The organism is Lichenifustis flavocetrariae (assembly GCF_026130545.1).
In the GTDB taxonomy this organism is placed as follows: domain Bacteria; phylum Pseudomonadota; class Alphaproteobacteria; order Rhizobiales; family Beijerinckiaceae; genus Lichenihabitans; species Lichenihabitans flavocetrariae.
The window spans coordinates 21,311-47,152 of the sequence record NZ_JAMOIM010000019.1 but is presented as its reverse complement, the minus strand read 5'-3'; the positions used below and the strand labels follow the sequence as shown (position 1 = coordinate 47,152).

General features: G+C 62.7%; 21 protein-coding genes, 1 tRNA gene and 1 pseudogene. 6 read left to right on the top strand and 17 right to left on the bottom strand.

Going from position 1 to position 25,842, the window contains the following annotated elements; all coding sequences use genetic code 11:
- Positions 1–733: 733 nt before the first annotated feature.
- From M8523_RS23205 to M8523_RS23170, 8 genes and pseudogenes are all read right to left on the bottom strand, one after another.
- Positions 734–1,324: pseudogene (locus M8523_RS23205) on the bottom strand (IS630 family transposase); the annotation flags it as partial.
- Positions 1,325–1,817: 493 nt separating this feature from the next.
- On the bottom strand, positions 1,818–2,774 hold the full coding sequence (locus M8523_RS23200) for a D-ribose ABC transporter substrate-binding protein (RefSeq protein ID WP_282587282.1): 957 nt from the start codon (positions 2,772–2,774) through the stop codon (positions 1,818–1,820).
- Positions 2,775–2,848: 74 nt separating this feature from the next.
- Entirely contained in the window at positions 2,849–3,943 is a 1,095-nt protein-coding gene (locus M8523_RS23195) for an ABC transporter permease (protein WP_282587281.1), read from the bottom strand.
- A gap of 25 nt (positions 3,944–3,968) precedes the next feature.
- A complete protein-coding gene (locus M8523_RS23190; protein WP_282587280.1) occupies positions 3,969–5,510 on the bottom strand; it encodes a sugar ABC transporter ATP-binding protein in 1,542 nt (513 codons plus the stop codon).
- On the bottom strand, positions 5,507–6,163 hold the full coding sequence (locus M8523_RS23185) for a DUF2291 family protein (RefSeq protein ID WP_282587279.1): 657 nt from the start codon (positions 6,161–6,163) through the stop codon (positions 5,507–5,509). Before M8523_RS23185 ends, M8523_RS23190 begins: the two co-directional genes overlap by 4 nt.
- Before the next feature lie 69 nt (positions 6,164–6,232).
- Complete coding sequence (locus M8523_RS23180; RefSeq protein WP_282587278.1) at positions 6,233–7,735, bottom strand: glycerol-3-phosphate dehydrogenase; 1,503 nt, start codon at positions 7,733–7,735, stop codon at positions 6,233–6,235.
- On the bottom strand, positions 7,732–9,342 hold the full coding sequence (locus tag M8523_RS23175; protein WP_282587277.1) for an FGGY family carbohydrate kinase: 1,611 nt from the start codon (positions 9,340–9,342) through the stop codon (positions 7,732–7,734). The genes M8523_RS23180 and M8523_RS23175 overlap by 4 nt, the downstream gene beginning before the upstream one ends.
- A 143-nt stretch (positions 9,343–9,485) precedes the next feature.
- On the bottom strand, positions 9,486–10,466 hold the full coding sequence (locus tag M8523_RS23170) for a sugar-binding transcriptional regulator (protein ID WP_282587276.1): 981 nt from the start codon (positions 10,464–10,466) through the stop codon (positions 9,486–9,488).
- A gap of 312 nt (positions 10,467–10,778) precedes the next feature.
- Here M8523_RS23170 and M8523_RS23165 point away from each other — a divergent pair, with 312 nt between their 5' ends.
- The gene (locus M8523_RS23165; RefSeq protein ID WP_282587275.1) at positions 10,779–11,711 is read left to right on the top strand and encodes a sugar phosphate isomerase/epimerase family protein; all 933 of its coding nucleotides are present in this window, start codon (positions 10,779–10,781) and stop codon (positions 11,709–11,711) included.
- Positions 11,712–11,789: 78 nt separating this feature from the next.
- On the opposite strand, the gene M8523_RS23160 is transcribed toward M8523_RS23165, so the two are convergent.
- The 5 genes from M8523_RS23160 to M8523_RS23140 all read right to left on the bottom strand — a co-directional run bounded on the left by M8523_RS23160 (position 11,790) and on the right by M8523_RS23140 (position 16,283).
- A tRNA-Asp gene (locus tag M8523_RS23160) sits at positions 11,790–11,866 on the bottom strand.
- A gap of 105 nt (positions 11,867–11,971) precedes the next feature.
- Positions 11,972–12,571 (bottom strand): COG3904 family protein, encoded by a 600-nt coding sequence (locus M8523_RS23155; protein WP_282587274.1) that lies wholly within the window; start codon positions 12,569–12,571, stop codon positions 11,972–11,974.
- A 506-nt stretch (positions 12,572–13,077) separates the two neighbouring features.
- Positions 13,078–14,433 carry a glycosyltransferase family 2 protein gene (locus M8523_RS23150; RefSeq protein ID WP_282587273.1) on the bottom strand — a complete coding sequence of 452 codons (1,356 nt, stop codon included), beginning with the start codon at positions 14,431–14,433 and terminating at the stop codon, positions 13,078–13,080.
- A gap of 294 nt (positions 14,434–14,727) precedes the next feature.
- Positions 14,728–15,468 (bottom strand): ABC transporter ATP-binding protein, encoded by a 741-nt coding sequence (locus tag M8523_RS23145; RefSeq protein ID WP_282587272.1) that lies wholly within the window; start codon positions 15,466–15,468, stop codon positions 14,728–14,730.
- A 5-nt stretch (positions 15,469–15,473) separates the two neighbouring features.
- A complete protein-coding gene (locus M8523_RS23140; protein WP_282587271.1) occupies positions 15,474–16,283 on the bottom strand; it encodes an ABC transporter permease in 810 nt (269 codons plus the stop codon).
- Between the two features lie 299 nt (positions 16,284–16,582).
- Between M8523_RS23140 and M8523_RS23135 the strand changes: the two genes are divergently transcribed.
- Complete coding sequence (locus M8523_RS23135; RefSeq protein WP_282587270.1) at positions 16,583–18,040, top strand: cytochrome P450; 1,458 nt, start codon at positions 16,583–16,585, stop codon at positions 18,038–18,040.
- Here the strand turns inward: M8523_RS23135 and M8523_RS23130 are convergent.
- Positions 18,025–18,666 carry a TetR/AcrR family transcriptional regulator gene (locus M8523_RS23130; RefSeq protein ID WP_282587345.1) on the bottom strand — a complete coding sequence of 214 codons (642 nt, stop codon included), beginning with the start codon at positions 18,664–18,666 and terminating at the stop codon, positions 18,025–18,027. The two genes, M8523_RS23135 and M8523_RS23130, sit on opposite strands and share 16 nt — an antisense overlap.
- A gap of 114 nt (positions 18,667–18,780) precedes the next feature.
- Between M8523_RS23130 and M8523_RS23125 the strand changes: the two genes are divergently transcribed.
- The 3 genes from M8523_RS23125 to M8523_RS23115 all read left to right on the top strand — a co-directional run bounded on the left by M8523_RS23125 (position 18,781) and on the right by M8523_RS23115 (position 22,234).
- Positions 18,781–20,016, top strand: a complete 1,236-nt coding sequence (locus tag M8523_RS23125) for an HlyD family secretion protein (RefSeq protein ID WP_282587269.1) — start codon at positions 18,781–18,783, stop codon at positions 20,014–20,016.
- 22 nt (positions 20,017–20,038) lie between these two features.
- Positions 20,039–21,610 (top strand): DHA2 family efflux MFS transporter permease subunit, encoded by a 1,572-nt coding sequence (locus M8523_RS23120; RefSeq protein WP_282587268.1) that lies wholly within the window; start codon positions 20,039–20,041, stop codon positions 21,608–21,610.
- A 129-nt stretch (positions 21,611–21,739) separates the two neighbouring features.
- On the top strand, positions 21,740–22,234 hold the full coding sequence (locus tag M8523_RS23115; protein WP_282587267.1) for a flavin reductase family protein: 495 nt from the start codon (positions 21,740–21,742) through the stop codon (positions 22,232–22,234).
- Here M8523_RS23115 and M8523_RS23110 read toward each other — a convergent pair.
- Together M8523_RS23110 and M8523_RS23105 are read right to left on the bottom strand one after the other, a co-directional pair.
- Positions 22,183–22,398 (bottom strand): DUF2256 domain-containing protein, encoded by a 216-nt coding sequence (locus M8523_RS23110; protein WP_282587266.1) that lies wholly within the window; start codon positions 22,396–22,398, stop codon positions 22,183–22,185. The two genes, M8523_RS23115 and M8523_RS23110, sit on opposite strands and share 52 nt — an antisense overlap.
- 1 nt (position 22,399) lies before the next feature.
- Positions 22,400–23,128, bottom strand: coding sequence for an SDR family NAD(P)-dependent oxidoreductase (locus M8523_RS23105; RefSeq protein WP_282587265.1), 729 nt, complete (start codon positions 23,126–23,128; stop codon positions 22,400–22,402).
- Between the two features lie 98 nt (positions 23,129–23,226).
- Here M8523_RS23105 and M8523_RS23100 point away from each other — a divergent pair, with 98 nt between their 5' ends.
- Positions 23,227–23,916: an SDR family NAD(P)-dependent oxidoreductase gene (locus tag M8523_RS23100; RefSeq protein WP_282587264.1), complete on the top strand. Its 690-nt coding sequence runs from the start codon at positions 23,227–23,229 to the stop codon at positions 23,914–23,916.
- 12 nt (positions 23,917–23,928) lie between these two features.
- On the opposite strand, the gene M8523_RS23095 is transcribed toward M8523_RS23100, so the two are convergent.
- Entirely contained in the window at positions 23,929–25,722 is a 1,794-nt protein-coding gene (locus M8523_RS23095; RefSeq protein ID WP_282587263.1) for an ABC transporter ATP-binding protein/permease, read from the bottom strand.
- Between the last annotated feature and the right edge of the window lie 120 nt (positions 25,723–25,842).

Sequence of the window (25,842 nt, the reverse complement as noted above, 5' to 3'; positions counted from 1 at the left end):
CCGGCAACAGGCGACATCATCCCCAAATCAGGGGACGCCATCATCTCGGAAACAGGGAGCGACTTCGTCGGAATCGACAGTGCACGCCACTGCTAGACCGGTTCAAGCAGAACCTTTTCCACCGACACGCCGCGATCTAGCTGGCGGCGTTTGAAGGCTTACGTCATGAATTATTGATTTTATCACGACAAACCCCGGATCAATAATAGCCAAGGTTGGTCATTTCGATTGATTGGCATGCGAGAAAGCGGACGTTAGCGACGGCAGCAACGGGTCAGATCCTGAAACAGAAGCCACGCGAACCGCTCTCGCGACTTCCGCCAGAGTTCGCGCCATTGCCGGATGAAGTCCGAAAAGGTGGTCACCTCGTCGCAGCACTTGCCCAAACCTTCTCGGCCCGGATTACGTCACAGCCGGCCGCCTTGCGGGTAGCTTCCTACGATCGATGGTCCTCCGCACACCAAGGGTGTCCCTGAGGAGCTCAGTGCCATGCCGTGGTGCCGAGACTGAGTGAGCAACAATCAGAAAAGTGTAACAACGGACTTCAGGAACCTCATCGAACCTGCTGATACGTCTCGTGCCATCAAATTTTGCACGTGACGGGGTTCAGCATGGAGGTGCCGACGAGCGGCGTGCGTCCCGAAAGGGGAGAGGATCCAGCCTTCTCGCCCGTCGTCGAGCACGATGGCGGACCCCGATCGAGCCGTTATGTCGTGATCGACGAAACGCCTCAGACGTGCATGGCCTTGCTGGCCGGGACGGTCTTCTCGGCGGCGTTGAGGAAGCGGATGAACTCCTGATGGCGATGGCGCTGCATGCATCGGCCGACCACCTTGCCGTCCAACACGTCAAGGGCCGCGAACAGGGTGGTCGTGCCATGGCGCTTGTCATCGTGCGTCATGGTCCCGGCGCGGCCAGGCTTCATGGGCAGGCCAGGCTGGGTACGGTCCAGGGCTTGGATCTGCGCTTCTCATCGAGGGAGAGGACCACGGCATGGGCGGGCGGATCGACATGGAGCCCGACAATGTCGCGGACCTTGGCCGCGAAGGCCGGATCGTTCGAGAGCTTGAAGGTCCGGATGCGGTGCGGCTGCAGCCTGTGGGACGGCCAGACCCGATGCACGTAGGACAGGCTGACGCCCACGGCCTTCGCCATGGCCCGTCCGGTCCGCTGCATGGACGGCGTTCGTGCCGTACCCGTCTGCCGTTGCCAGCACGCTCGCGGCGCGCCAGACATGCTTCTGTGGGCTGTTGCGGTCCGCGACCACAGCCTCAAGTCGGGCGCGGTGTGCGGCAGTCACATCAACGATAATTCCTGGGCCCATCGCCCAGACGCGCACGCCACGACAAAGAACGGAATCCCAGACGGGACTCGTGCGTCGACGTCAATCCACTAGCGATGTTCTTGTGGATGCGGGGATCACCTCCGAGGCGAAGGACGGAGTTTCAGCCTGAAGGTTCTCCAGTCAGACGCGTGAATTGACCTGATGATCGCAACGTTGGTCTTCCGAACAAGATGAACGGATGCCAGGTTGCCGACGTTGCGCGGAACATTCGACCAGGCCTCAAGGTGCCCTTCTCATCATTGGCGCCCGCGGAAAACACCATGCTCGATCGCGGCCATCTCAAACCCGGCATGCGGGTTGGAACAAAACCCATTACAACCTACGCCCTGGCTCGGCAGATCAAGGAGTTGATCGCCGAGCTTTGACTCGTAGGGTGATTGGCCAAAGCAGGCTCGACCCTACTCCGCCCGAACTTCCATGCACCCCAGCTCAGCACCCTCAACGGCACTGCGCCTGTGTGTGCAAAGCGCTCTTACTTATCGAGCGTAAACGGCGCGTTCATCTTGTCGACATTGGCTTTCGTAATCAGGATGCAGTCGAAGAGCTGCTTCTCGCTCGACGCTCCCGTCTTGCCGGTCTTCAGGAAGGAATCGGCTTCCTGTACGGCCTTCGCGGCAAAGGTGGCGACAGGTTGGAGCACCGTATATTGCAGCTCGCCCGCCTTGATCGCCGCGACGGCGTCCGGCGAACCATCGAAGCCGCCGACCTTGATGCTCGACAATTTGCCCGCCTCCTTCAGCGCCGCGATGGCCCCGAGGGCCATCTCGTCATTGCCGCTGATCACGCCGATGATGTCGGGATGGGCCTGCATCAGGTTCTGCATCTTGTCGTGGCCCTGGGTACGATCCCAATTGGCGACCTGCGAGCCAACCTTGTGGAGATCGTCATACTGGCTGAGCACGGTATCGTAGCCGTTGGACCGCGTGGCGGCATTGTTGTCGGACGGTGCGCCCAGGAGTTCAACATAATTGCCCTTCTGACCGACGTCCTTCACCCACTGCTGACCTCCGGCGGCGGCACCCTGAGCGTTGTTGGAGACGAGTTGGGCCTTGGCCAAGCCTTCCTGGTTGATTTCGGCATTGACGAGGAAGACCGGAATGTTGGCCGCCATGGCCTTCTTCACCGCGCCGATCGAACCGCTCGCATTCGCGGGATCGAGAATGATCGCCACCGATTTGTTGGTGATCGCGGTGTCGATCAGCGTGCTCTCGGTGTTCGTGTCGCCCTTCGAGGCGCCAACACTGGACGTATAACCCAGCTTCTCAGCCTCGCCCGCGGCGACTTTGCCTTCCGTCAGCCAGTAAGGGTTCGACGGGTCGTTGACGATGATCGAGACGAGACCGGCGGCCGAAGCCGACATCGCGGTGCCGGCTAAGAGTGGCGCTGCAAGCGTCAGCGCAGCGATCAAGCCTTTTGCCATTCCAGACATGTTTCTCTCCTTGGTATGACTGTTCGTGCCGGTGAACCGGCCGTTTTCCTCGGCGGGCTCAGCCGCCAAGGCCCCTACCCCGCTTTTTGCGGAGAAGTCGCTGATCCGCCGCTGGAGGCCGGAGCCTTCGGCTGGCGGCGATATTGGATGGCGTTGAGCAGCACCGCGAGCACGATGACCGCGCCTGTGAACACCGTCTGCCAGTAGGACGAGATGCCGATGATCACGAGGCCGTCGGACAGGAAGCCGATCACGAAGGCCCCGAGCATCGTGCCGCGGATGTTGCCACGCCCGCCCGTGAGGGCCGCCCCGCCGATCACCACGGCCGCGATGGCGGTCAACTCATAGCTGGTGCCCGCCGTCGGTCCCGCTGACGTCAGTTGCGACGAGAGGATGAGGCCGGCGATCGCGGCGCAGATCCCGGACAGCATGTAGACCGATAGCTGGACGGTCTTGACCGGAACGCCCGACAATTCCGCCGCCCGTTCGTTGCCTCCGGAGGCATAGAGCCACCGACCGAATGGCGTCCGACTCAGCACGAGGCTGCCGATGATCGCGATGACGATCATCACCAGAACGCCGATCGGCACGCCGAAGAGACGATTGAACCCGAGCCAGTCGAACCCCGTGTTGCCAAGCTCCGGTCGACCTCCGAGATTGTTGTAGGTGAGCCCGTTGGTGATCAGCAGGGCCACGCCGCGCACCATGTACATGACGCCGAGCGTCGCCACGAAGGCCGGCACCTTGAAGCGTGCGATCAGGACACCGTTGATCAGGCCGATCAAGGCGCCGAGCGCACAGGACAGCAGGGCCACGACCCAGACGGCGGGATAGAGCACGACACCGAACAGGCTCAGTTTGACGCCCTGCATCAGGAAGCCCGCGATCACACCGGACAGCCCCAGGGTCGAGCCGACGGACAGGTCGATGCCTCCGTTGAGGATCACCAGGAGCATGCCGACCGCGAGGATCCCGAAGAGGGCCACATGCGACGCCATCGTCAGGAAATTATTGACCGTGAAATAATATGGCGACAGGGCCGAGAAGACGACGATGATGGCAATCAACGCAAAATAGGCGCGGCCTTCGAGCAGGAGGCGCCCCACGTCGAACCCGTTGGCGAACAGGCCGGCTCGGGAGGACTTCACGGATGGGGCGGCGTCGGTCATCGGGAGGGTTCCGCTTGTCTCGGGATCAGGCGATCACGGCTTCGCCAGAAGCGGCCATGATCTGCTCTTTGGTCACACCGGACCCGAATTGCGCCGAGATCCGGCCGCGATGCATCACCACGATCCGGTGGGCGATGCTCAGACATTCGGCGACCTCGGAGGTTGAGAAGACGACCGCGAGCCCCTTGGCGGCCCGCTCGGCCAGCAACCGGAACACTTCGGCCTTGGCCCCGATATCGATTCCGCGGCTGGGCTCGTCGAGGAGGATGACCGTGGGTTCGGTCGTCAGCATCTTGCCGATGACGACCTTCTGCTGGTTGCCGCCCGACAGCGATCCAATCGCGGCGCCACCGCCCGCGGTCTTGATGTGAACACTGCGGATCGACCGGTCGATCATCAATCGTTCTCGACCACGTGACAGAAACATGCGCCTGGCGAAGGAGCCAATGCTGGCGAGCGACAGGTTTTCGCCCACCGACATCGTCTGCACGAGGCCGTCGCGCTGGCGATCCTCGGGCACGAGCGCCAAGCCCCGCTTGATGCGGTCCGCGATACTCAGACGAGAGATCTCCTCGCCCTTGAGGAAGACACGTCCTCCCGTCTTCGGCACACGTCCGGCGATGCATTCCAGGAGCTCGGTCCGGCCGGCCCCCATCAGTCCGTAGATGCAGACGATCTCGCCTTCACGCACATCGAGCGAGAGGTGGTCGACGACGGATGCGCCGGAGCCCGAGACGTCGGCGACACTGACGTCCTCGATCGACAGGGCCACCTCGCCGAACTCATGACCGGTCGGCGGAGTGCCCAGATTGTAATTCTCGCCCACCATGTTGCGGACAATCCATTCGAGGTCGATATCCTTGCGGTCGGCCTTCGCGGTCATGGCCCCATCGCGCAGCACCACGGCGTAGTCGGTGATCTGCAGCGCCTCTTCGAGATGATGTGAGATGTAGACGATCGAGACACCCCGGCCGGTCAGATCCCGGATGACCTTGAACAGGACCTCGACCTCAGTCGCACTCAGGGCCGAGGTGGGCTCATCCATGATCAGTATGCGCGCATCGACCGACAGCGCCCGCGCGATTTCGACGATCTGCTGTTGCCCCAGGCGAAGGTCCTCCACGAGGGTCATCGGGTCGATGTCCTCTTCGAGTTCGGTCATCAGCGCGCGCGCCTGACTGGCCTCTTCGGCGAAATCGATACCACTCGCGGTCCGCAATTCCCGTCCCATGAAGATGTTGTCGCGCACGCTCAGATTTGGCGCGAGGCTCAGCTCCTGATGGATGATGGAGATGCCGCAGTCCCGTGCGTCCGAGGCGGAAGAGAACGTCACCGGATCGCCGTCCAGCTCGATGACGCCGGAGGTGGGTTGCACCACTCCCGACAGGATCTTCATGAGCGTCGATTTACCTGCGCCGTTTTCACCGAACAACGTGGTGACCTTGCCCCGATGGACATCGAAGTTCACACCCTTGAGGGCATGGATGTTGCCATAGGCCTTGGCGATATTGCGCGCCGATAGAACGGCGTCCCCGGGCACAGCCCCCCTCGTGTCTGTCGTGCTCATTGGACGCTCAGCCGAACGGGCGTGACGAGCCAGGTGTCCGGGCTGGTCAACAGGAAGGCTCCGACGACGGAGATGGTCTTGCCCGTCAGATGGCCGGCATCGACCTTGGACAGCACCTGCTTCTTCATCTCCTTGTTCAGCGCGGAGCCGGCATTCTGATATTCGATCTGGTTGGTGAATTGCCCAAAGCTGATCGTGCCGGTGGCATCGCGCAGGTCTGTGCCATTGATCGCCGGTCCGGTCTGAACGTGGATCAACACAGTGTTTGGGACGCCTTCGACGGCGACATCGTAGATGCCGGAATCCTGCTTGCCGGCCACGCCCGTGAACTTGACGGCGATTTCGGATCCGCTGCCCACCGCAATCCCATATTGCTTGACCGCTGCCGCCGAGTCCTTCGTAAGCGCGGCCGCCAGGGTCGCGGCTTCCACGGCCCGCCCCTCGATGGCGGCCTGGACCTTCGGAAATTCGCTTTTGCCGTAGTCTGCTGCGGAGAAAGCGCCCTTCGGTGCGTCCGCGCCGGATCCGATCCGCACCACCTTCGTGTCGACCGCCATCGCGCCGATCAGCAGGATGGCTGCGGCCGACCATAGAACGACTCGAACAGCGGATTTCGGCCGCGATCTAATCCCGATGCTGGCGTGCGAACTCATGCCGGGAGCCCTTCTGCCTGGATGATGCGAAGGCCTGGGAAAACGCAATGTCGGATCGGCCAAACCATGTCAGGCGGCCTCCATCGAGCGTTCGAAGTCCTGCTTCTCGTCGGCGCTCATATGAAGCCCGTGTTTCGTGCGACGGGTCAGGATGTCGGCCGGCGTGAGCGCCCACTCGGTTTCGCGCAGGAAGTCAACTTCCCGCTGGTAGAGCAGGCTTCCATGGTGATGCCCGAGCGCGTCCAAGCCTGTCGCTGAACCCAGGAGATGCCGGGCCCGCGTGCCGTAGAGGTGGGCGTAGTGCTCGGACAGGTCGGCGGACAGCCATGGATAGTCCGCCCGAAGCGCTGCCAGGAAGGCCGCGAAGTCGGCATTCGGCAGATCTCCCCCCGGCAAGGTGGCCTCGGCGGTCCAGGCCTTGTCCATGGTGGGGAATGTCTTGGTCAGTCTGTCGAGCGCATGTTCGGCGAGCTTGCGGAACGTGGTGATCTTGCCGCCGAAGACGCTGAGCAACGGCGGCTGGCCCTCCGGCGCGTCGACCTCGAACACATAGTCGCGTGTGACAGCCGAGGCATTGGCGTCGGCGTTGTTGTCATAGAGCGGCCGGACGCCCGAGAAGGAAGAGACGATATCCTTCTGCTCCAACGGCTTGGCCGCATAGCGATTGACCACCCTGAGGAGATACTCGATCTCGCTCTGGTCGATCGTCGCCTCCTCGGGCCGGCCCGTGAAGGGAATGTCGGTGGTGCCGATGAGGCATAAGTTCCCTTCGTAGGGATTGACGAAGATCACGCGCTTGTCGTCGTTCTGAAACAGATAGGCTTGCGGGCCGTCCCAGAATTTTGGCACCACGATGTGGCTCCCTTTGACGAGGCGGACGCGGTACGAGCTGTTGCGGCCTGCGACGCGCCCGATGACGTCCTCGACCCATGGTCCGGCCGAGTTGATCAGCGCGCGCGCCTTGACAGAGCGGGAAGAGCCGTCGGCCCCCTTCATGGTGACGGTCCACAGCCCATCGTCGCCGCGCCGCGCCGAGGTCGCGGCCGTGCGGGTCAGCACGATCGCGCCCCGCTGTTTCGCATCGAGCGCGTTCAGCACCACGAGCCGCGCGTCGTCGACCCAGCAGTCCGAATATTCGAAGGCGGTGACGAACTCCTTCTTGATCGCACGACCCTCGGGCGCGCGGCGCAGGTCGAGCTTGCGCGACCCCGGAAGCATTTTGCGGCCCCCGAGGTGGTCGTAGAGAAACAGGCCCGTGCGCACCATCCAGGCCGGCCGCTGTTCGGGTGAGTGCGGTAGGACGAAACGCATCGGCCAAATGATATGGGGCGCAGAGCGCAACAACACTTCGCGCTCGATCAAGGCCTCGCGCACAAGGCGGAACTCGTAATATTCGAGGTAACGAAGGCCGCCATGAACAAGCTTCCCTGACCGCGAGCTCGTGCCCTCGGCAAGGTCGCCCTTCTCACACAGCAGGACTTTGAGGCCCCGACCCGACGCATCGCGCGCGACGCCAGCGCCGTTGATGCCGCCGCCGATGACCGCAAGGTCGACAATCCCATGATCCGTCATCGCCTGTCGTCCTTCATGCTGGGTTCAAGGCGCGGCGGGTCCGCCGGCACATGATCACCGTTGGCGGTCCGCATGGCCTGCCAGGTCGGTGCGGACGCTTTGCGGGCTGCGACATAGGTGGGAAACAGCCGGTCGTAGCGGCGCTGCAGATCGGGGTCGGGCTCGATCGCGCTGGCGAGCGTCGGAGTCACCCACCGCTCGATGCAGCCTTCCATGTCGGGACAGACCCCAATCGCGACGGCGGCCACCATGGCGGCGCCGGCGGCGCCGGCCTCTTCCCGCGTCGAGGTGCGGATGCGAGTCCCCAGCGCGGCCCCCAGGACGGTGCGAAGGGCCTTCGACCGGGCGGCACCACCTGTGACACGCACCTCAGGTGGCATCGGCCCCATGGCGGCGTAACAATCGCGGGCCGCAAAGGCCAGACCTTCGTAGACGGCTCGCATCAGATCATTGAACCCATGGCGCACCGAGAGGCCGTGGAACTGCGCCCGGGCGGCGGCATCCACGAAAGGGCCGCGCTCGCCCGCCTCGGAGATGTAGGGGTGAAACAGCACGACGCAGGGCTCGGCCGCCAAAACGTGGTCATCGAGATTGAGGAAGATATCGGAGCGGCTCTTCTCGACGCCATGCTGCTTCAGCACGCCGCGCGCAAGATCCACCAGCCAATCGATGTTCAGCGTCGAGGCCATGTTGGACTGGAGCTGCGCGAAGGTGCCTGGCACCGGGAAAGCCAGCGTGTAGCCGGTGCTGTCCCGATTGAGGCGCACGTCACCGGCGGAGCGCGCGATGCGCATGTGCATGCCGGTAGAGCCCACGATGGTGCAACCGGTGTCACTGTGGGGGTCGTAGAGACCGGCGCCAAGCGCGGTGGCAACGATGTCGATTGGCCCGAGGATCACCGGAAGGCCCTCGCCTAAGCCAATTTCATCCGCCGCGGCCCGGCTCAGCCTTCCCGACTGCGCCTTGGTGTCGATGATCGGCGGCAGCAGACCAGACCGACGCGAGAGACCGAACCCGTCGAGCAAGGCAGGCGCATAGTCCATGGTGCGGAAGTCGCCAAAGGAGTGGACCCCCTCGGAGGCTTCGGTCGCCCGTATCCCCGTAAGCTTGAAATAGAGCCAATCCTTCAAGTGGAGAGCCGTCGTGGCCCGGGCCATGACATCGGGTCGATAGCGATCGAGCCACATGAGTTGCGGGCCCATCTGGCACGCCGCGAGGCCCGAACCGGTACTCTCGAAGTGACGACGGCCGGTCGGGGAGGCCCGCAGCTCCGCCGTGAGGTCGGCGGCGCGGGCATCGAGCCAGATGAGCGCCGGCCCGGCAGGTTCGCCGTCAGCATCGATCAGCCAGGTGCCGTCGCCCTGCGCCGTGACCGCAATGGCGGCGACGCGTTCGGCCAAATTCGGGACCGTTCCGGCGAGGCCGCGCAGGGTCGCCGCGGCATCGGCCCAAGTGGCCGCCATATCTTGCTCAGCCCCGACACCGTCCACGGTTCGATAGACATTGGGGCGCGCGAAGGCGCCGACTTGCGTGCCGTCCAGCGTGAACGCGATCGATTTGATCACCGACGTCCCCGCGTCGATGCCGATGAGCAGGTCGCGGGACATCAGCCGACGAGCCCTTCAAGGAGGGTTGCCCCATCGGGGTGCTGTGGCGCAAAGACGCCGAAATGAGAGCGGTGCCTCTCGTCCATCTAGTTTCCTCCGAACTCTCCTGCGCGACGTCTTCCGCGTCCTGCGCCGGTCGATGCCTATTCGCCGGATCTGGGTCCCATAAGGGCATCCGCCGTCCGCTCATCGGTCAGCAAGCCATTCACCAACCCGCTCAAGAGCGCGGCACGGATTGCCTCGGGCTTTTCACGGCCTCCCGCGACGGCGACGAGTTGCCCGCCCCGAAGGTCTTCATAGGACAGAGATGCGAGACGTCCCGACAATTCAGTCTCGACCCGCTGCCCGCGTCGATCGAAGAAATGGCCCAGGATTTCGCCCCGGCCGCCCGCGCGAGCCACGTCGTCGAATTCCTGCGCTTCGATCATGCCCGACGTCGCCAGCGAAGCTGCGCTCCCATCGACGGTGCCGATGCCGACGAAGCGAAGCGTGGCGCTGCGGGCAAGATCGAACACCTCGTCGATGCCCCGCTGTGCCATGAGCACGGCACGGTCCTCGGCGGAATTGAGGCAGAACGGGACGGGCAGCACGTAGGCCTCGGCGCCCGTCCTCTCAGCAATGCGGTTGATGACATCGAACGGATTGGCCGCGAAGCGACGTGTGAAGCCACCGAGGAGCGACACGAAGCGCACCTTCTTGACGTCGATCTGCGGCAGGTGGGCGACGCAGGCCGCAAGCGTGCGCCCGTGCCCCAGCCCGATGACGGGATGATCCCCCTTCTCGCAGACGAGCCTGAGATAGCGGGCGCCCAGAACCCCGAGGGCGCGCAGCGGGAGCGCGGCTTCTTCGATGTTCGGGGCGACTTCACAGAAGCTCAGCCCAAAGGCTTGACACAACTTCTGCTCCAGCTTGACGCAGCGCGCGATGTCGCCATCGACGAAAACCCGGACCATTCCTTCGCGGCCCGCCCGCGCGATCAGGCGATGCGCCTTGACGTTCGGCACACTGAGCCGCGTGGCGACCTCGGCCTGCGTCAGACCACCGACATGATGAAGCCAGGCCGCACGAGCGACGAGGCAGGACTCATCTTCGGTGACGGCCTTACGCTCGACTTCCTGGGACATCACACCGCGCTCTGAAATTTCATTCTTCCTATGTAAAAAGTTTCACGGCTGCGTGACGGCGTCAAGCGTATTTCTGAAAAGACCAGCAGAATGCTAGTAAGCCCACGTGATCGCTTGCGAATGCGGGACTGCGGGAAGCTGGCCTCTCACGGGCCACGCTGGTTTGCCGGCCACGGGAAGGGTTCTTCCGCTCCACATTTTGAAGCCTCGGTTGTTATAAATTTCAGCGGTTGCAAAAAAATTGCAAGCCTGCTTCCCTTTGTTTCAACGGTTGACGCGCTAGCGAATGGAAGTCGAGGAGGAAGGAACAGCATGGGCTTCACCCTGTCATTGAGCACGAATCCCTTCGTCAACCGCTTTGCTGAGCCCGAGGATCTCGTCGATGTGCTGGCCAACGAGGTCGACATCGGCCGGATCCAGTTGACGCACGAATTCATCGACCCGGCGTGGCCGCTCCCCCTCGTCAGGCGCATGACGGACCGGATGGCCAAGAGCTGCGCGGTTTCGGGCGTGAAGGTGACGTCGATGATGACGGGTCCTTACGGTCGGCTGAACCATTTCGGCCATCCCGACCCGGAGGCGCGCCGCCATTCCGTCGCCTGGTTCAAGACCCTCGCCGACATCTCCGCCGACCTCGGCTGCCCGGCGATCGGGACGCAATTTGCCATCCTCACGTTCCGGGACTTCGATGATCCCGAACGTCGCGCATCGATCATGGCCGAGGCTTTGGCATGCTGGCGCGAGGTGGCGGAACACGCCCTAGGCCGAGGGCTGACCTATCTGTTCTGGGAACCCATGTCGGTGGGACGCGAGCTCGGCCATACCCAGGCCGCCACGCGGCAGCTTCAGGCCGAGATCGATGCGGCGTCGCTGCCGCTGCCTCTCCTGCCGATGGTCGATATCGACCACGGCGACGTGTCGTCGTCCAACCCCGTCGACACGGATCCCTACGCGTGGGCGAGCAATTTTGCGGCGCGTTCCCCAATCATCCACATCAAGCAGAGCTCGATGAACAAGGGAGGCCATTGGCCATTCACGGCCGAACGCAACCAAGACGGACGTATCCAGCCGTTACAGATGCTCACGGCGATCCGGGAGGGCGGAGGCCACGACAACGAACTTTGCCTCGAGCTCGCCTTCCGCGAGCGCGAGCCGAGCGATCGCGCCGTCGTGACACAGATGCGGAAGTCGGTGGCTTTCTGGGCGTCGCATGTCGACGCCAGCAGATCGCAGCCGGATGTCTGATCCGCGTAAATCACTGATGCCACGGATCAACGGACACCTTTGAGGCGGCTTTTTGGGAGATGTTTTTAAACAATAGAGTGGCGAGAGAGACGGGGCTCGAACCCGCGACCTCCGGCGTGACAGGCCGGCGCTCTAACCAACTGAGCTACTCCCCCGCAGTCAGGAGCCTGCGGGGCAGGACGACTGGAGTGACTGCGGGATATGTCACGCGCTTGATCAAGTCAAGCGCGTGACAGGCGATCTGTGGAAAACCTTCGCGCCTAAAGTCGGGGTGCCCCGAGCCGCCAGCGTGCGATCTCCTTTGGCGTCACGATGTGAATCGTGTCAGGCGCCACGCGCTCGGCAAATTCGATGACGTTTGGATCGATCCCCATCATCTTAGTGTAGGCCGAGAGGGTCGAGACGATGTCGTCGGTCCCGAACGTCTGCTGACGCACCGTGCCGCCAGCGGGATCCCGCATGCTCTCATTGATCACCATCCGATGGATCCCGAGTTTGCTGACCGGCGGAACAACCCGCTTCTTCCCCCCGAAAAAAGCATAGACGCAGGCCGACATGCAGAGGCCTGGTGCGACCCTTACCCGGTCCGTACCGGGCTCCTCGACCGCTTCAGCCACGATCACGGCAGCGCCGATCTTCCGGAACATCATGCCAAGCTGCATGGCGCCGACCACGGTGCCGCCTGGCGATTCGAGCAGAACCACGGGTCGCAACCCCTGCTCCTGCAGGTGGCTCGACAGAAAGGCCAGGAACTCGTCGGCTGTATCGTTGTTGATCTCGCCCTTCGCGCTGATCACCTCGGCGCAGTTGCGCCCGCAGGGGTCGCTCTCCCCCCCTAGCGTGGCAACCGAGAATGTCATCGCTCCTGCGGCTTGCCCGGCCGTAGGCGCCAAGCCGACGGGAAGCACCAGTGCGAATCCGAGGCATCGCATGAGCGCACGACGGCTTTGGAAAGCGTCGAACAGAAAGGTCTTGAGCCGCGACAATGTGGAAAACTGTTCGATAGCCGTGTTGTTAAATCCGGCAGACCCGCTCGAAACAATGTCAGATCCGTGGTTTAGCTCATTCATCGGAGATTGACCCTCGGTCCGATATGCACAACTTGATGCCCATACGAAACGCGTGCCAGTCGCAATTCGCGGGCAAGCGACAATACACCGGTTCCTGGACAAAACGTAAACAGATCTGCGCGATGTCATGATGGCGGCGTTAGTGGATCGACGCTCACCGCGGTGAAACAAGTGTCACAAGACGCATCGACCATACCGATGGCACGTCCGTTTGTGGAAAATACGCCTGCATCGTGCCGCGAGATGCGCCTTCGGGCCGTTCGACCCGTAGACCGGCGAGAGAGCGCAATTACCTCTCAGCCGAAGATTTCGCCGATGTCGTTGCCGGCTGTTTCAGGAGTCTGGTGCCCGGCGGCGAGATCGCCCTGCGCCATTGGCGTGCGGAGACGAATGATCCCCTCACCGGACTGAAGGTCACCGACCTGTGCATCTAAGTCAGGCGCAAACGTGGATCTACTCACATGATTGCGCTGAGGGACATCTATCGTCTCCCGTGCCTTCGGTGGCTCGAAGTTGGCCTTTAGAGCCCGAAGAACCTGTTCGGCGCGTCTGATTTCGTTCGGAAGGCCCGATGGGCGCAGTTCGTGTCGCCGCTGGAGCACTGGACTCAAAGCTTCGACCGCCTCCCAGAAATCATCGAATCCGGAAGCTCGATGGCTGACCGCCATAGTGTTCAAAATGCCGTCCGTGAGGGCGAGCATTTGGCCCACTTGGGAGAACGATGGCTGCAGGCCCCACCGACGACGTAACCTTCCTTTGATTAGAGCGCGTCGTGTCGCCGCGAGCGCGGGCTCGAAGCTCGCATCGCAGGGCGCGTCCTGGTTCTCGTGGCGAAACCTCATCGTATCGGCAGCGCCACCGGCGGCACGTCCGTCGAAACGACAGGAGGTCGTCACGTGGACCTCCATCGTGTGTCTGACCAGGAAACCGCTCGCCTCGAGGCGCCGCGTCAGAGCGGCATCTTCACCCAGGGCGAGAGGCGGTAGTCCGCCGATTGCTCGGTAGGCAGCAAGCGAAACGGCAAGGCTCGCGCCAGAAGACACGCGATGGTTGGGCCAGGGATCATGAGGTCGGGGATCGCCGCGGGCTTCGATCTCGGCGATGAGACGAAGATAGCGGTCTTCGAGCCGCCCCCGCTTCAGGAAATCCGAGCCGAGCCGGATGATCTCGGCTGGATCGGCGTCGATATAGCCGGCCACGCAGTCCACACCCTTGGCAAGCGCCTCGCGGGTTGCACTGACCCATGTCGGGCCGACGCGACTGTCCGCATCCGTTGTCAGAATGGCGCCGTAAGGGACCTCAGCCCGTTCGAGATGCTCGGCTGCAAGATCCATGGCGCGTTTGCGGGCGCGGCCGGCGTTGGACATCTCCGGAGAAAGCGTCTCTTCGATGACATGCAGCCGATACGGCACGGCGGCCGCGATGGCATTCGCAAGCTCGACGGTCGTATCGCTGCAATTGTTCGCGAAAAGCAGAACCTCGAAGGAACCCTCGGCCAGGGGAGCTCCATAGTGGTCGCGCTGCATCGCAAGGGCCGCGAGGCACGCCTCGATTCGATCGGCCTCATTGTTGGCCGGAATCGCGACGATGAGCGCAGCTGACGCCGATCTCTTGACGGTTTGCCTGAACCACGTTTCTACGCTCGAAGTCACGCGACCGAATCCTTGTCCTCAGCGCCGGCCAGCCGGCGTCGACCTAGCCCGGACGCACCAGGTGCGGGGCGCAGACCCATACGCCTCTTGAAGTCGGTGCTATCCTTGAAGTTCTGGACGACTTAAGAAGTTGCGTAAGCTTTCACAGAGTGTAGCGATCGCATGCGGCAGTGTGTCCGATCCTCGATTGATCCGGCCGCGTCTAATCCGATCGCAGCGATCAAAAGCCCGCTGCGGAGCCGGGCAGCCACTTCGATGCCAAAGAGCCGTGTTGTGTGACGGTGTCCTCGACGCTCACGGCGAAGCGTAGCGCTCCAGTACCTCGTCGATCGTTCCCTGCGCCACGATCCGGCCGCTTTGCAGCATAATGGCCGTGTCACAATACCGCTTGAGCGTTTTAATGTCGTGAGAGGCCAGGACGAGGATGCCGGCCTTGTCGATCAGCTTTTGGATTCGCATCTGCGCCTTCAACGCAAAGGCCGCGTCGCCAACGCTGATCAGTTCATCCAACAAGAGAATGTCTGGAGCCCGTGTGGTGGAAATCGCAAAGGCGAGCCGTAGCGTCATGCCACTCGAATAGGTGCGCAGGGGCAGGTGCAGGTAGGGCCCGAGTTCGGAGAAGTCGGCTATCTCATCGACGCGGTTCTGTGCCTCTTTCAGACTCATGCCCACGAAGGCGCCACGCAGGATGATATTCTCCGCGCCGGTCAATTCGGCATCCATCCCCATCGTCATGTCCAACAGGGACGAGATCGAACCGTGAATTTCGGCGTGGCCGCTCGTCGGCTCATAGGCACCGGCGAAGACGCGCAGCAGGGTGGATTTGCCTGCTCCATTATGCCCGATCAACGCGAGCCGCGCCCCGGGCTCCAGGCGCAAACTGATATCCTGCAGTGCCTTGACGGTGACGACGTCACGGCTGTTCGCCTCGACAGCCCCACCGACCTGCCGCAACAGAGCCGCCTTCAGCGAACGTCCGCGGGAATTGTAGATGGGGATCTCGACCGAAGCATGATCGAGGTGGATGTACGTCATGACTGCTACAGCCAGTAAACGAGGCGAGCACGGAAACGTGCAAACAGCGGCAGGGCAAGAACCAACAAAAACGCGATGAAGGTGAAACTTGCGATGTAGGTGTGTGGCTGCGGCTCGATGCCGAGAAGTGGATCTGCAACGAGCTGGAGCAACGAGGCGAACGGATTGAGTACCACGATAATCTGGCGCCCAGCCGACAGCTGATCGCTCCGCCACATGATCGGAGTGATAAAGAAGAGAAGTTGCAGGGCGTTCTGGGTGATCTGCGCCAGATCGCGGAATCGCGTGGACAGCACGCCGAGGATGAGCGTGATCAGGAACAGGGCCAGAATAACGATGATCAGGCCGGGAATCGCCGCAAAGACCAGGGGTGTAGGGATGATTCCAAAAATGATGAAGGCCAGCGGTACGATAACGACATTATGCGCAAACACGACGATGTTGCGGATAATCAGTCGCATGATGAAGATCGTCTTCGGCAGGGCATCCTGCCGCATATACATGGCCGACTGCGTGAAAACGTTCGCGGCATCACCTACGACCCCAGAAATCAGGGTCCATACGGTCATGTTGACGGCGACATGGGGAATATACTGCGCCACCGGTTGGTTGAAGAGTGCGCTGTAGACCACACCGATGCCGCCGATGAAGATCCCCATACTGAGGGTGATCCAAAATTGGCCAAAGCGGGATCGCTTATATCGTTGCCGTATGTCGCTGACCCCAAGGAGGAACCAGATATTCCATGCCGCGAAACCCCTCGTCAGGTCACGCCCGGCGAGTGTCCAGTCTCGCCTCGTGGGTAAAAGTGACATCGGGTCGCCGCTCGGTCCTTTCGAAGCATCGTCGCATCGCGCGCGGCCTCTCACACAAATTCTCGGGATCCCTGCCGCGCGATCCTGATCGTGGGCGGCTTGTAAGAGGCCGCTGTTGCCTCGTCAAGAAACCGGCCTACGGAGGAGCGATTCCCTTTCCAAGCCTTGCTTTCGGGCATCGTTTCGATTGGCAAAGGGGGACACGAAGCCGCGGCCATTGCGCACGCGGCTCTCGACCCCGCATGTTGTGCCCCGATCTTCAATGCGAGCCCGTTGCCGAGGCCGATGGAAGGAAGAGCATGACGAGCCTTGACGCCGCCGGCCCGAGCCGCTTCGCGGTAACTCCGGAACCAGGCCTGAGCCCGCATCATTTCGAGGCGCCGGGCCCTCCCCCGGTCGACAGGCCACTCGGCACGCTGGCCTTACTCAAGGAACTCCGCCGAAACCCGGTCGCGACCTGGACCCGCCTGCATTACGACCGGTTGCTGCTGAGCGGCGAAAGTATCCTAGGCAAGATCGTTGTGGTGAGCGACCCCGCGCTCATCAGGCACATTCTGGTCGACAATGTCGCCAACTACCCGAAGGACCGCCTGCAGCAGAGGGTTCTGTCATCCGGCCTCGGGCGAGGGCTTTTGCTTGCCGAAGGCGATAACTGGCGCATGCAGCGACGCGCCCTGGCGCCCCTTTTCACGCCCCGTACCGTGATGAGCTTTCAAGTCGCCATGGCCGACGTCGCGAGCGAATTGGTCGAGCGATGGGACCGACAGCGCGACGGCAGACGTCTCGATGCATCGCGGGAGATGGCGCGCGCGACATTGCACGTGTTGGCCCGCACCATCTTCTCGGATGGCCTGGGACGTCGCACCGAGGATTTCATTGCGGCCGTTACCCGCTACCTCGAAGCCATGGGCAAGCTCGATCCGCTGGATATCCTCGACATGCCGGCCTGGATCCCGCGCGTCGGCAGGTTGAAGGCACGCTCCACCCTCCAGTTTTTCGACGGCGTCGTGACGACGATGATCGAAGAACGTCGTTCTCTCATCCAGAAGAGCCCCGAAGCTGCGCCACGTGACCTGTTGACCCTTCTGCTGGAGGCGGCCGATCCGGAAAGCGGCGAGGGCCTCAGCGAAGACGACATCAAGGCCAACATCGTCACCTTCATCGCGGCCGGCCATGAGACGACCTCGAACACGCTGACCTGGGCGCTCTATCTCGTGTCGCAAGATCCACATGCGCGAGCACGCCTCGAAGCCGAAGTGGACCGGGAGCTTCCCGATGGGCGGTTTGTGCCGGGCTCGATCGACGCCCTGCCCTACACCCGGGCCGTGATTGACGAAGCGCTCCGGCTCTATCCCCCGGCCGCGACGCTCACGCGCGATGCCATCGGCCCCGACATGCTCGGCACGTTGCGCGTCAAGGCCGGCGGACGGATCGTGATCTCGCCCTGGGTTCTGCATCGGCACAACAAGCTCTGGCCTTCCCCCGGCGTGTTCGATCCGAACCGCTTTCTCGAGCCGAACAAGCAGTCAATCGACCGTTTCGCCTATCTCCCCTTCGGGGCCGGCCCGCGCGTCTGTATCGGAGCCTCTTTCGCGATCCAAGAGGCTGTCATCATCCTCGCGACGGTCGTTCGACGCTATCGCCTCGACCTCTGCGCCGGACATGTCGTCATGCCGTTGCAGCGGGTGTCCCTTCGGCCCCAAGGAGGAATGCCGATGCTGGCCTCACAGCGCAACCGGGATCAGCGTACCTTGTAGGCGCGCAGGAAGACGTCGACGGCCTCGCTGACATGATCGAGGATATCTTCTCGCGAGAGTTGCTGGCCGACACATAGAATCGCTTGAAGCAAATGTCTGGACTTACAGAGCTCGGCCAGATGGTACGCAGCTTTTTGGTAGTCCACGATTTGAAGATCATCGGCACGGGAGCGGAGAAATTCGGCGAGACGCTCCATGCCATACTTGGGCCCGGCCTCGTAATAGGCCTGGCCAATCCGCGGAAACTTCGCGCTGACGGCAATGATGGTCCGTAGCTGCGCGACCCGGGCCGGTTCCAGGATCAGGGAGATGAGCCGGGTTCCCACCATGATCAGGGCCGAACGAAGGTCTGCCTCGGCCTCGGCCTCGTCGAAGCGGCAGGTCTGTTCAGCCTGCTCGCGCTTGTCTTGCCGGATCAGCGCCTCGAACAGCGCCTCTTTGCTGTCGAAGTAGACATAAAGCGTTCCCTTCGACACCGCCGCCGTGCGGGCGATCTCGTTCATGCTGGCCGCATCAAATCCGCTGTGGTGAAACACGCGACGCGCGCCCTCAATGATTTGGCGTCGCTTCCCGCCGTCATCCCGTTCAGCGGCTTCTGCCGGGCTCAGCAGTGTTGCGTCCACCATCACAGCGCCTCCATTGACCGAACGGTTCGGTCAACTCTTGTTTTGAAGTGCGTTTCCACGTATGTCAACGAATGACCGAACGGTTCGGTCATTCGTCGCAAGGTTGGAGCCCCCATGTCCGAGTCCGCCATCAGCGAAGCTCCGACCCAGATCACAACGCGGTCCGAAGCTGCGAACGCAGGCGCCGTGATCAGCCAGCCGCCCGCCGCGGTCGCCCGGCATGGTGACATCCTGCCGCCCAAGAAAAAGAAGAGGCGCGTTTTGCCGCTGGTCGTGCTGGCGGCGTTGGGGGCCGGCGGATACGAAGGCTACCGTTGGTTTGTCGAAGGGCGTTTCCTTGTTGCGACCGATGATGCCTATGTGAAGGCCGACATGTCGACGATCGCGGCCAAGGTCGCCGGCTATGTGGCGACCGTCCCGATCGTTCAGAACACCAGGGTGTCCAAGGGCGACGTCCTCGCCACGATCGATGACGGCGACTATCGCAATGCGGTCGACAGCGCCCAGGCGAAGATCGAGACGCAGCGGGCTACGATCGACCGCATCGGCCGGCAGGTGGCCGCCCAGGGCGCGATGATCGATCAGGCCAAAGCCTCGCTTGCCTCCGCCAAAGCAGACGCGCAGCGAACCGCGACGGAATACGATCGTGCCCGGACCTTGATGCAGAGCACCTACGGCACGCAGCAGCGCCTCGATCAGGCGCTGGCCGACCGTGATCGTGCCGCAGCCGCCGTCGCGAGCGCCACCGCGTCCGTGACGTCGGCGGAAGCCAACCTGGACGTTCTCAAGGCTCAGCAGGTCGAGGCCCGCCAGGTCGAGGCGGAACTCGGAACCAGTCTCGCGATGGCGGAGCGGAATCTGAGCTTTACGACAATCCGAGCGCCCTTCGATGGTGTGGTGGGCAACAAGGCGGTTCAGGCGGGACAATATGTGCAGACTGGCACACGCCTCCTCGCGCTCGTGCCGCTGAAGAGCGCCTATGTGGAGGCCAATTTCAAGGAAACCCAGATCGACCGGCTGCAACCGGGACAGAAGGTGACCATCAAGCCGGATGCCTTTTCGAGCCGCGCCATCGAGGGGAGCGTGGAGAGCATCGCGCCGGCCTCAGGCGCTGAATTTTCGCTGCTGCCGCCCGAGAATGCCACGGGCAACTTCACGAAGATCGTACAACGCGTTCCCGTCCGCATCCGGATTCCGAGCGAGGTGGCCGACGAGGGCTTTCTTCGGCCGGGCCTGTCGGTGGAGGTCGAGGTTCACACCCGCGACGAAAGCCTGCCGAAGCCGTCGCTCGTGAGTGCCTTGGGGCTCGACGCTTTTGCGTCGAACCTGACCAAGCTCGCGGGGCGCTAAGGCGTTGGCGCAGGCTATTCCCATGGGACGTCCCGTCGCGGCCGCGCCCGCTGTGCCGGGCAATCTCGACAAGCGGCGTCTGATTGCCTTCATCGCCATGGTGTTCGGCATGTTCATGGCGATCCTGGATATCCAGATCGTCTCGGCCTCGTTGTCCGAGATCCAGGCCGGGCTGTCGGCGAGTTCCGAAGAAGTCGCCTGGGTGCAGACCGCCTATCTCATCGCCGAAGTGGTGATGATCCCGTTGTCCGGCATCCTCTCTCGCGCCTTCTCGACCCGCTATTTCTTTGCGGCCTCCTGCGCCGGCTTCACGGTCATGAGCTTTCTGTGCTCGACCGCGACCGACATCAACCAGATGATCGTCTTTCGAGCTTTGCAGGGCTTTATCGGCGGCGGCATGATCCCAACCGTCTTCGCCGCGGCATTCACGATCTTCCCGCGCGACAAACAACCGATCATCGCGCCGGTGATCGGTCTCGTGGCCACGCTCGCACCGACGGTCGGACCGACGATCGGTGGCTATCTCACCGACCTCTTCTCCTGGCATTGGCTGTTCCTGATCAACATCGTACCAGGCATCGTGGTGACGCTCCTCACCTGGTCACTGATCGACTTCGACAAGCCCGATCTCTCGCTGATCGACCGCTTCGACTGGCTTGGTCTCATCGGCATGGCGATGTTCCTTGGGGCCGCCGAATATGTGCTGGAAGAAGGCCCTCAAAAGAACTGGTTCGACGAGACGATCATCCAAGTCGGCGCCATCGTCTCGGTCACAGGCGCGTTTCTGTTCTTCTGGCGTGCCGCCACGGCCAAGCAGCCGATCGTCGATTTGAGTGCCTTCAAGGATCGCAATTTCGCATTCGGATCCCTGTTCTCGTTCGTCATGGGCATCGGGCTCTATGGCCTGACCTATATCTACCCGATCTACCTCGCACGGGTCCGTGGCTATTCCTCGCTGCAGATCGGCGAGACCATGTTCGTGTCGGGCCTCTGCATGTTCGCGGCGGCGCCGATCGTCGGACGCCTGATGACCAAGATCGATCCGCGACTGATGATCGCGGCCGGTTTTGCGGGATTCGCGATCGGCACCTGGCAGGCCTCTGCCGTGACCAAGGATTGGGACTTCTGGGAACTGCTGGTGCCGCAGATGCTGCGCGGGTTCTCGCTGATGACCGCGATGGTTCCGATCAACAATGTCGCGCTCGGCACCCTGCCGCCGCAACGAATCAAGAACGCCTCCGGTCTCTACAATCTGACCCGCAACCTCGGCGGCGCCATTGGGCTCGCGCTGATCAACACCATCCTGAACAATCGGTGGGACCTGCACATGGCCCGCCTGCACGAGCATGTCGCATGGGGTCGGGAGCAGGCGGAGACGACCTTGTCGAATTTGACCGACGCCTTTGCCCGACTCGGGTCGGACGCCTCGCTCGCGGCGACGAAGCAGCTTGCCCTTATGGCGCGCCGCGAGGCGCTCGTCATGGCACTCGGTGACGTGTTCGTATGCCTCACGGTTGTGTTTCTTACTCTCGTCGCGGTAACGCCCCTCATGCGTCGGCCGGCAGCGCGCGGCGGGGGCGGCGGCGCTCACTGAGCGGGGGTCCAGAAGCTCTCGGTCACTCGCCAGATCGGATGGCTTGCGGTAGGACGGAGCGCGCGTTTAAGCGCGTCAGAGAGAACGTCCAGCCTCATGCCGGGTTCGCTGTTGGGTGAGGAGCCCGATTTGCCGCAGGGCCTCCGGGCCGCGATGCGCCAGTTGGCGGGCGGCGTCTGTATCGTCACCGTCGGCGAAGGTGAGGAACGCCGCGGTTTCACGGCGACGTCGGTGACGTCGCTGACGCTCGATCCCCCCTGCATACTCGTCTGCGTCAATCGCAAGGTGTCGGCCCTGCCGACAATCCTGCGCCACAAGCGCTTCGGCGTGAACATCCTTGCAGAACACCATGCCGGCCTTGCGTCACGCTTCGCCGGAGTTGGGGACATCAAGGGCGCGGCGCGGTTCGGCGAGGGGCACTGGCTTCAATCACCGGCCGGCCTGCCGCAACTCGCGGATGCACTCGCGGCAGTCGGTTGCGATCTGGAGGAGAGCGTCGAGCGGCACTCCCATCTCATCCTCATTGGAGCTGTCCATGCCATCCTGCACGGCGCCCAGGCGGCGCCGCTACTCTATGCGGATGGCAGGTTCGGCCGTTTCGAAGCCTTGCCCTCCTCTTTGTGAGCAAGGCTGACGGCCGGCTTCAGCCGTATGGTTTTCCGGCAGGCGTCGGAGCAATAGCGAACCTGGTCCCACGATTTGGCCCAACGCTTGCGCCACGCGAAGGGTCGCCCGCACGTCACGCAGACCTTGCTCGGCAGGTCGCCCTTGCGTCGCATCGGTGGCATCTCAGCCCTTCGTGCGCAGGGCGGATCGTCCACCGTCGACACCGATGACCTGGCCGGTGATCCAGCTAGCATCCGACGAAAGAAGAAAAGCCGCCAATCCGGCCATATCCTCGGGGTCGCCGAGACGTCGGAGGGCATGCATCTCGGCCACCGCCTTTGCCAGGGCCTCGTTGCTGGTGAGGGACGCAGCAAGCGGAGTCCGCGTCAGTGACGGCGCGATGCAATTGACCCTGACCTTGGGCGCCCATTCGGCCGCGAGTGATAGGGTGAGGCCCTCGACCGCAGCCTTCGCCATGGCGATTGACGCGTGACCTGTAAACCCTTGCCTGGCGGCCACCGACGAAAACAGCACCACGGCGGCCTGATCGGACGCCCGCAAGCCTCCCGCGAGCCCTTGGAGCACGAGCGCGGCGCCTCGTGCATTGACGGCAAAATCCCGATCGAAATCGGCTGGCGTCAGGCTCCCGAGCGGCTTTACCGTGATGGTTCCGACGGCATAGACGAGGCCGTCGACAGCTCCCTGCGCCGCGATGGCGGCGAGCGTCGTGCCGAGATTTACAGGATCGGTGACATCGGCCTGGTGGGTTTGGCAGCCGAGGTCGTCTGCTGCCTTCGCAAGCTTTGTGGCATCGCGCGCGACCAGAACGACCTCTTCGTTACGTGCCCGCAATCGCGCCGCCACCGCCCGGCCAATGCCGCCACTGCCGCCGAAGATGATAATCCTGCCCACGTCCGCATGCCCTCATTTACAAATGTGTGTGGAATGTAGGGCTTGGGCTGGTCGATGACGCGAGTTGCGACATTTAACCCTCGCACCCGGAGATCATCATGGCCGATCCGACGCAATCCCTCCTCGTTCTCGGCGCCTCGCGTGGGCTCGGGCTCGGAATGACGAAGGAGTTTTTGGCGCGCGGTTGGGCCGTTGTCGCGACATCAAGGGGATCATCCGAAGGGCTTGCGGAACTCAAAACCCGGCATCCGGACCGGCTGCGTCTCGAGACGCTCGACATTAACGATCCGGCTGCCGCCAGATACCTTGCGTCTGGCCTCGGCGACAAACGCGTGACGATCCTCTTCGTCAATGCCGGCGTGGTCGACGACAAGCGGCCCGCTGACCAGTCCGAGATTGATGAGTTCACACGGCTGATGACCACCAACGCCCTGTCGCCGATCCGCATGATCGAGATCTTCGCGCCCCTGCTGGCAACACCCGGAGTCATCGGTGTGATGTCATCCGGTCTTGGCAGCGTGACCAACAATACCGGCGGCGGATGGGACGTCTACCGGGCCAGCAAGGCCGCCCTGAACACGCTTCTCAGGTCCCGCGCGGCGCGGCATCGGGAGGGGCCCGCCCATCTTGCCATCGCGCCCGGCTGGGTCAGAACCGACATGGGCGGCCCGACTGCCTCTCTCGATGTCGCGACCGCGATGCGCGGCGTTGCCGACGTCCTCATCTCCCGTATCGGCAGTTCCACTTGCGAATACCTGGATTACAAGGGATCCGCCGTTGCGTGGTGAGGCGGCCTGATCCTATTCGGCCGCTTGTGGAACCAAATCGATCGGCCGAAACAACCCATCGCCGGCACGGCTCATGGCGATCTGCCGGGTATGGAACTGATCGAGCGTCGAGCGGTGTCCGATCGAGACGATCGCGGTCTTCGGCAACGTATCGATGAGCGTCCGGTAGATGTCGGCCTCGCTGGCCTCATCGAGCGCCGAAGTAGCCTCGTCGAGAAAGAGGAAGTCGGGCTTCGCCAATAGCACGCGGGCGACGCCGAGTCGCTGCTGTTCGCCGCCAGACAGCCGTTGCGACCAATTGCCGGCCTCGTCAAGCTCGTGCGAGAGGGCGCCGAGACCGACCGCATCCAAGGCATGATGCACCTCCGCCTGTGAATAGGCGTCGAGGGTCTGCGGATAGACGAGTGCCTGGCGCAAAGTGCCGAGCGGCAGATAGGTTCGCTGCGGCAGCACAAACAAGGTCGCGCCTTTCGGCACCTCGATCCGACCCTGTCCAAACGGCCAGATGCCTGAGAAGGCGCGCAGCAGCGTGGTTTTGCCGGAGCCCGAACGGCCTGTGAGGAGCACCCGCTCGCCGGGACTCACCCGCAGGGTGGCGGCAGCCGTCAGTGGCTTGTGGGTCGGTAGGGTGACGGTCAGATCTTCGGCCGCAAGGTCGGAGCCGGGCGCCATCACGGTCTCGATGTGCGGCTTTGCGGTCGAGGCTTCGGTCGTCAGTTGCATCGCGGTCTCGAAGCCGATCAGTCGTTGAACAACGGCACGATAGTCGGCCAGCGTCGCATATTGATCGACGAACCAGGTGAGCCCGTCCTGCACGCTCGAGAAGGCTTGGTTGGTCTGCATGAAGGTGCCGTAGGTGGCCTTCCCGAAAAAATAGGCGGGAGCCAGCAACAAATACGGGAAGACGACGGAGAACTGCCCGAAGAAGCTTGTGAACCAGTTTAGACGCTTCTGGCGGTTGATGACGCCATAGACGTTGGCCAGCACCGAGGCGTAGCGCTGCCCGAGTTCGGCTTGCTCGGCCTTCTCGCCGCCCAGTAGCGCAATCTGCTCGCTATTCTCGCGGATGCGAGCCATGCCGAAGCGGAAATTCGCCTCATACCGCTCCTGGTCGTATTTGAGCCGGATGAGTGGCTTGCCGATCCAATGCGTGAAGAACGTCCCGATGGCCGCATAGACCACGGCGAGGTAGATCAGATAGCCCGGGATATTGAACGACAAGCCGAAGCTCGTCATGGGAAACGTCTGCGACAACTCCCACAGCACATAAAGGAAAATTCCCAAGCGCATGATATTGCCGAAGAAACCGATCCCAAGCACCATTGTCTGCCCGACGAAGGAGTGCACGTCTTCGGCGATACGCTGATCGGGATTGTCCGCCGGCCCAGTCACCATGCGGAGGCGGTAATGCTGTCCTGGCTGGAGCCAGCGCGCCACGAAGTAATCCGTCATCGACTTGCGCCAGCGGATCTGCAGTACTTGGTTCAGGTAATTCTTGTAGACCGCGATAACGATATAGATGAAGGCCAGGATGCCGAAGATCTTGAAGGAATGCAGAAACGCCGGGAAATCCTTCTCCTGAATGGAATTGCCGAACCCGGCGTACCAAGTGTTGAATCGCTTGGCCAAGACCGAAAAGGCGATCTCCAGTCCCACCACAGCGGCCAGTAAGGTGAACGCGATGGCGCGCTCCTGTACGCGGACCGGGCCGACAAACCAGAGCCGGACCTCACCGGACGTCTTGCGCAAGAAATACGGATAGGTGAGGCGCCAGATGTCCTTCAAGGCGGCCCAGAAATTCGACATGCATGTCTCCGGCGTAGCAGCGCAACGGCTCTCGCCTCAGCGATTCACGGGGCAAGTAAGCAGAATTGAGGCCAAGCCGCACGTGATGTTTCGGTTAGCGCAAACCACTGAGCGTCGACA